The organism is Streptomyces sp. NPDC006733, from assembly GCF_040636125.1.
GTDB lineage: Bacteria > Actinomycetota > Actinomycetes > Streptomycetales > Streptomycetaceae > Actinacidiphila.
Genome location: NZ_JBEYJD010000073.1, coordinates 20,747 through 27,405 on the forward strand (window position 1 = coordinate 20,747; position 6,659 = coordinate 27,405).

The following is a 6,659-nucleotide window of genomic DNA, read 5'->3' on the forward strand; positions in this document are numbered from 1 at the left end:
TACCGACGCCGGCCGTGCTCCTCGCCGGCGCGGCCTGTGGCGCTTCGCCGACCCGCGGTCCCTGCGCTGGAAGGTCGCCGCCGGAGTGGCCGCGGCAGCCTGCGCGATGGCGCTGGGCATCGGGATCCTGGTGCACCAGAGCACCCAGAACCGCTCCCTGGGCATCGCGCGCGGCACGGCGGTGGAGGACCTGGGCAAGGCCGAGACCGCGTTCCGCGCCGGGCAGCCGCCGCGGACCCATCCGGAGCCGGGTCCCTACTACCTGATCGGCGGCGAGCTCCCGGACGAGCTGCGCGACCGGATCGCGTCCGACCAGGGACCGGTCACCTGGTACGACACCCGGCACCCGGCCCGGGGGTACCTGATGTGGGCGGGCAGCCGGGTCAACGGCACCCCGCTGGCCGTCAGCGTGGACCTGGGCGCGGAGCAGCGCAGCCTCGCCGCCCTCGACCGGCACATGCGCTACGCGGCCCTGGCCATGCTCGCGGTCGTCGTCCCCCTGACCCTGCTCGCCGCCGAACTGCTGCTGCGCCGGCTGCGCCGGATCGCCGGCACCGCCCGCCGGATCAGGGGCGGCGACCTCGACGCGCGGACGGCCGGCCGCGGCCATGACGAGATCAGCGAGATCTCCGCGGCGGTCGACCTCATGGCCGACGCCCTGCGCGACCGGCTGCGCGGCGAGCAGCGGTTCACCGCGGATGTCGCCCACGAGCTGCGCACCCCGCTCGCCGGCCTGGTGACGTCCGCCTCCCTGCTCCCGGAGAGCGAGCCGACCGACCTGGTGCGCGACCGGGTGCGGGTGCTCCGCTCCCTGGTGGACGACCTGCTGGAGATCTCCCGCCTGGACGCGGGCGCCGAACGGGCCGACGCGCAGCCGGTGCCGCTCGGGGAACTGGTGACCGAGTCCGTGCGGCGCACGGGCCTTGTGACGCGGATCGCGGTGACGGGGGACCCGGTCACCGCGACCGACCCGCGCCGGCTGGACCGCATCGTCACCAACCTGGTCCTCAACGCCCACCGCCACGGCGGGTCACCGGTGGAGGTCACGGTCGACGGCACCACGATCGTCGTGCGCGACCAGGGGCCGGGCTTCCCCGCCGATCTGCTCGCGCACGGCCCGCAGCGCTTCCGTACCGGAGCCGCCGAACGCGGTCACGGGCACGGCCTCGGCCTCACCATCGCGCTGGGGCAGTCCCGCGTGATCGGGGCCCGCCTGACCCTGGCCAACGCCGTCCCGCACGGCGCGGTCGCCACGCTGGAACTGCCGCGCCGGGAGAGCTGAGCCCGCGCTCACGCCCCCGGGTCGTGGTCGATGCGCCCCAGCAGTTCGAGCAGGGTGCCGCGGTCGGTGGGGGACAGGGCGGCGAAGCACGCGGCGAGGACGTCGTCGGCGATCCGGTGGCCCGTGGCCAGGGTCTGCTCGCCGGCGGGGGTGAGGTAGTGCTCGATGCGCCGGCCGTGGCCCGGCCGGCGCTCGATCAGGCCGAGCGCGACCAGCCGGCCGGCGAGCGTCCCGAAGGCCTGCTCGCTCTGGAACGTGGCCGCGGCCAGCGTGCGGGCCGGTGCTCCGGGCGTGCGGCTGATGGCTCGCAGCGCGTCCCACTGCGCCAGGGTGGTCCCTGCCGAGGCGAGCCGGCTCTCGAGCGCCCGGTGCTGCCGGTACTGGGCCTGCTTCACCGCTCTTCCGAGGACCTGCAGTTCGTCGGGCATGGGACCAGCCTAACGCATGGCCAAGCTTGTTTATATAAACATCTTTAGTTAGAGTCCTGGCATGCCTACGAACCGCACGGTTGACGTGTACAGCGACCTGTCCCTCTCCCTCTCCGAAGCCGGCTCCGGCCGGCCGTGCCTGATCCTGCACGGCGGCGGTGGGCCGGCCACGGTCGCCGGACTCGCCGCACAGCTCTCCCACTCTCTGCACACCATCACCCCGACCCACCCCGGCTGGAACGGCGCTCCCCGCCCCGCGTGGCTGACCGGCGTCGACGACCTCGCCCTCGCGTACCTGCACTGCCTGCGGGACCTCGGGCTGAGCGACGTGCTCGTCATCGGCTCCTCGCTCGGCGGCTGGACGGCCGCCGAGATGGCGGTGCGGGACACCGCGGGAGTCATCACCGGACTCGTCCTGATCGACGCGGTCGGCGTGCACGTCGAGGGGGAGCCGATCACCGACTTCTTCTCCCTCGACGCCGCCGGCGTGGCCGAGTACGCCTGGCACGACTCGACCCGCGCCGCCGTCGATCCGGCCGCCCTCCCCGCCGCCCAACTCCAGATGATGCGGGCCAACATGGCCACCCTGCGGGACATCGCGGGCGAGCCCAACATGCACGACCCCAAACTCCTGCGCCGGCTGGGACGCGTCGACGTCCCCACGCTCCTGCTGTGGGGAGCGAGCGACCGCATCGTCACCCCCGCCTACGGCGCGGCCTACGCCGACGCGTTCGGCGACGGCCGGCTCCAGGTCGTCCCCGAGGCGGGTCACCTTCCGCACATCGAGCAGCCGGAAGCCACGTTCGCCCTGATCGACGCCTATGTGCGGGCGAAGGCGTAACCGGGCCCGAAAGCAAGCCCGTTGGAAACTCCCGTTTCCCGGCTGACCGGCGTTCCCCCGGGGAAGGATGGGGCACAACCGCACCGGGCGAGGGGGAGGACGGAGCATGGGGATCTTCGGGCGCAGGAGACGGCCTGCGGACGCACCGCCGGCGGACGCGGTGCCGGGCGACGCGACACCGGCGGACGCGGTGCCGGGGTACGCCCCGCAGGACGCCCGCCCCCGGTCGACGGCGTCGCAGACCCCGCCCGGGGCGACGCGCCGACCGGTCGGCCCGCAGGACCTGCCGCTGCCCGGCGGTGACGACGACGAGAGCCGGTGGATCTACGAGGTCGCGGGGGAGTACTCCTCGGAGACCTGGGCGCCGCCGGAGTCGATCCGCCGCTGGTGGCGGGTGGACCGCGACGGCAACGAGCTCGAAGGACCCGTGGAGAACGAGCACTTCGGGCCCCCGCAGAACGATCTGCGCCGCGCCACCGACCCCGAGGGCCCGCTGAGCTGGCTCCCCGACCCGGAGGCGACGGTGCGGGGCTGGCTGTCGGTCGCGCTCGACCGCATCGCCGAGGGCATCGACGTGCACTGGCTCCAGGTCACCGGAGCGCCCCTGGTCCTGGCGGGCAACGACGTCACGGACTTCGCCGTGCCCGACTTCGACGGTGTGCCGCCGCCGCGCATCGGCGTCGCCGTGCCCGTCGGCCTCGGCGCGCAGATGGCCGGGCACGCTCCGAAGGTGCTGTGGGGCCTGCTGCTGTGGGTGACGGTCAGCGAGGATCCGGCCGCCGACGCCCGGCAGAACGTCTGGTTCCGCCACGAGATCAACGCCGACCGTGCCGACGAGCTGCTGCGCGTCGTGCTCCAGGCCCCGGACATCCGCTTCTGAGACCGGGCGCGGCCCCGGCCGGCGAGGGGCGCTAGGGAGTGTCTTCACATCGGCGTCGTCCGCCCGGAGGGCGGGGTCGGCGGGGTCTGGTGCGTGCGGTCGCAAGGCGGAGGAGGGAGTCCATGCGGAGCATCGGCGACCGACGACAACGCCGCGAGCGTGCGTGCCGGGCCCCGTCGGCCAGACGAGGATTTGAAGACACGACCTAGCCGGTCAGCGCCTGGGTGCCGAGCACGGACAGCAGCGCGAGGCGCTCGGCGTCCGGGGTGCCGGGCTCGGCGGTGTAGACCATGATGCGCAGGTCGCTGCCCGTGACGCTGAGGATGTCGCAGTCCAGCGTCAGCTCGCCCACCCGCGGATGGTCGATGGTCTTGCGGCCGGCCTCGGGCCGGCCCACGGCTCCGCTGTCCCACAGCTCGGCGAACCGCTCGCTGCCGGCCCGCAGCTCCGCGACCAGCCGCCGGACCCGCAGGTCCGCCGGATACCGGCTCGCGGCCGCCCGCAACGCGGTGACCTGCGCGATCTCCAGCGCGCGCTGGGACTGCGGGGTGTGGCGGACGGGCCCGGCCGGGCCGAGGAACGTCCGCCACACCGCGTTGCGCTCGTTGCCGTGCCGCTCGCCCATCAGCGCCACGTACAGCGGATTGGCCAGCAGCAGGGTCCACGCCGCGTCGGAGACCGCGACGGGTGTCCCGTTCAGCCGGTCGAGCATCCGCTGGACGCTCGGGGTGATGTACCCGGGCACCGTGCCCTGGCCGGGCGGGACCAGCCCGGCCGCGTGGAACAGGTGCTCGCGCTCGGCCGAGGACAGCCGCAGGGCCCGCGCCAGGGCCTCGACGACCTGTTCCGAGGGGTTGGTGGCGCGGCCCTGTTCGAGGCGGGTGACGTAGTCGACCGAGATGCCGGCCAGCAGCGCGAGCTCCTCGCGGCGCAGGCCGGCCGCGCGCCGGTGGCCGCCGGCCGGCAGCCCCGCGCACTCCGGGGGGACCCGATCGCGCCAGCGCCGTACCGTGTGCCCGAACTCCGTGGTCGCCATGACACCACTGTGCACCGGGCGGCCCCGGATCGTCCTGGTACCAGCAGTCCCAGGAAGATCCGGGCCCTGGCTGGTCCGGCCGCCGCGCCGCAGCGTGGAGGCATGACGACAACACTGATCACCGGAGCGAACAAGGGTCTCGGCTTCGAGACCGCCCGCCGGCTCGTCGCCGCGGGGCACACCGTCTACCTCGGCAGCCGGGACGCCGAACGCGGCCTGCGGGCCGCCGAGCGGCTCGGCGCCCGCGCGATCCAGCTGGACGTCACGGACGACGCGTCCGTGCGGGCCGCGGCGAAGGCCGTCGAGGCCGACGGAGGGCTGGACGTGCTGATCAACAACGCGGGCGTCCAGGAGGAGATGCGTGACGACGGCGTCGTCGTGATCGGCGCCGCCGAACTGACCGCCGACGTGATGCGAAGGACGTTCGAGACGAACGTCTTCGGCATGGTGCGCGTCCTGCACGCGTTCCTGCCGCTGCTGGGGCGTTCCGCGGCGCCCGTCGTGGTGAATGTCAGCAGTGGTCTGGGGTCGCTTTCTCTGGTCGCCGCACCGGAAACCCCGACCTACGCCTATCCGGGCGTGGCCTATCCGGCGTCGAAGGCCGCGGTCAACATGGTCACCGTGCAGTACGCGAAAGCGTTCCCGAAGATGCGGATCAACGCGGTGGAGCCCGGATTCACCGCGACCGACCTGAATGCGCACACCGGATTCCAGAGCGTCGAGCAGGGCGCCGAGATCATCGTGCGGATGGCGCAGGTCGGCGCAGACGGCCCGACCGGGGGAAGTTTCGACGCAAAGGGCACACTTCCCTGGTGAAATAGCGCGCTCAGTGAACAGGCGGGCACCGAAGGTCATGTCGGTGCCCGTTCCGCTGTATTCCTGCGCTATTCCGCAGAGGTGCGGCAGCGAATTCCCGAGGCGCGCGTGACCGCCGTTTCTTTCCGTGGCCGGGCGATTTCCGGGCTCCGGAATCGCCGGATCGCGTGAGCCCCGGCACAGGACCTACGTCACTTCCGAAGTTGCTTAGTGGACGCTTTTCCCCGTTCGCTGTGGCCGCGCAGTGCCCGGGCGGGTGCCATTCGACTTCGCTTACTAAGGCGCTTAGTAAGCGAGGTCTTTGCCATCGCCGTCGGGCCGCGTTAACCATGGTTCGAGTAAGAACGACATGAGCGCCGCGGCCTCCCGACGCATCAGCGAGAACGGGCCCGCCACCTGCTCCCCACGCCGCCATTGCAGCCGGCCGTCCCCTGATCCCGTTCGGAAGAGGTTCATCCCGCATGTCCGCACGCACTCAGCTCTCCGCCCTGCGCACCTTCCGCCCCTCCACCAAGCGCCTCCAGGTCTCGGCTGTCGCCCTCGCCGCCGCCGGATGCACCACGGCCCTCGCCCTCACCGGCGCCAACGGTTCGACCACCGCGGCGCTGCCGGCCGTCAACGTCGCCAAGGTCACCGCCGACAGCAAGGCCGGCACGAAGGTGCAGGGCCTCACCCAGCGCGTGACCGACACGACCTACCCCGCCTACGTCGGCAAGCCGGCCGCCGCCAAGGACACCGCGCGCGACCTCACCAAGGCGCCGGTGACGGCGAAGCCCGCAGCCGAGCCCGCGGCCAAGCCGGCCGCAGCGCAGCACGCGGCCAAGCCGGCCGCCGACCGGTCCACCGTACGAAAGCCCGTGGCCGTCGCGGCCCCCAAGTACGCGGACAACCTCGACGGCTGGATCCGCGAGTCGCTGGCCATCATGAAGAAGAAGGGCATTCCCGGTAGCTACGAGGGTCTGCACCGCAACATCATCCGCGAGTCCAGCGGCAACCCGAACGCCGTCAACGACTGGGACATCAACGCGATCAACGGCATCCCGTCGAAGGGCCTGCTGCAGGTCATCCAGCCGACGTTCGACACGTACCACGTCGCCGGCACCGCGAACAGCCTCACCGACCCGGTCGCCAACATCACCGCCGCCGCCAACTACGCGGCCGACCGCTACGGCTCGATCGACAACGTGAACTCCGCGTACTGATCCCCGACGCACCCCGCCGACCCGGTCGGCACGACCGTGCCCACCCCGGTCGCCGCGGCCCCGCTCAGGTACCGACCTGAGCGGGGCCGGCGGCGGGCGCGGGCGGCAGGGCGGGCCCGGCCGGCCACGATCGGGCCGCGGGGTTCCGGCGAGGAGGGGTTAGTGCGGGATCCC

General features: G+C 73.0%; 7 protein-coding genes. 5 read left to right on the plus strand and 2 right to left on the minus strand.

Going from position 1 to position 6,659, the window contains the following annotated elements:
- The first annotated feature begins 106 nt into the window (after positions 1–106).
- On the plus strand, positions 107–1,282 hold the full coding sequence (locus tag ABZ721_RS37960) for a HAMP domain-containing sensor histidine kinase (protein ID WP_358793389.1): 1,176 nt from the start codon (positions 107–109) through the stop codon (positions 1,280–1,282).
- An 8-nt stretch (positions 1,283–1,290) separates the two neighbouring features.
- Here ABZ721_RS37960 and ABZ721_RS37965 read toward each other — a convergent pair whose 3' ends face one another.
- The gene (locus tag ABZ721_RS37965; protein WP_358793383.1) at positions 1,291–1,710 is read right to left on the minus strand and encodes a MarR family winged helix-turn-helix transcriptional regulator; all 420 of its coding nucleotides are present in this window, start codon (positions 1,708–1,710) and stop codon (positions 1,291–1,293) included.
- A 61-nt stretch (positions 1,711–1,771) separates the two neighbouring features.
- Between ABZ721_RS37965 and ABZ721_RS37970 the strand changes: the two genes are divergently transcribed.
- Together ABZ721_RS37970 and ABZ721_RS37975 are read left to right on the plus strand one after the other, a co-directional pair.
- Positions 1,772–2,551 (plus strand): alpha/beta hydrolase, encoded by a 780-nt coding sequence (locus tag ABZ721_RS37970; protein WP_358793384.1) that lies wholly within the window; start codon positions 1,772–1,774, stop codon positions 2,549–2,551.
- A gap of 106 nt (positions 2,552–2,657) precedes the next feature.
- Positions 2,658–3,431 carry a hypothetical protein gene (locus ABZ721_RS37975; RefSeq protein ID WP_358793385.1) on the plus strand — a complete coding sequence of 258 codons (774 nt, stop codon included), beginning with the start codon at positions 2,658–2,660 and terminating at the stop codon, positions 3,429–3,431.
- Between the two features lie 205 nt (positions 3,432–3,636).
- Here the strand turns inward: ABZ721_RS37975 and ABZ721_RS37980 are convergent, their stop codons facing one another.
- A complete protein-coding gene (locus ABZ721_RS37980) occupies positions 3,637–4,467 on the minus strand; it encodes a helix-turn-helix transcriptional regulator (protein WP_358793386.1) in 831 nt (276 codons plus the stop codon).
- 102 nt (positions 4,468–4,569) lie between these two features.
- Between ABZ721_RS37980 and ABZ721_RS37985 the strand changes: the two genes are divergently transcribed.
- Both ABZ721_RS37985 and ABZ721_RS37990 read left to right on the plus strand, forming a co-directional pair.
- Complete coding sequence (locus ABZ721_RS37985; protein WP_358793387.1) at positions 4,570–5,283, plus strand: SDR family oxidoreductase; 714 nt, start codon at positions 4,570–4,572, stop codon at positions 5,281–5,283.
- 461 nt (positions 5,284–5,744) lie between these two features.
- Positions 5,745–6,485: a transglycosylase SLT domain-containing protein gene (locus tag ABZ721_RS37990; protein WP_358793388.1), complete on the plus strand. Its 741-nt coding sequence runs from the start codon at positions 5,745–5,747 to the stop codon at positions 6,483–6,485.
- The last annotated feature ends 174 nt before the right edge of the window (positions 6,486–6,659 follow it).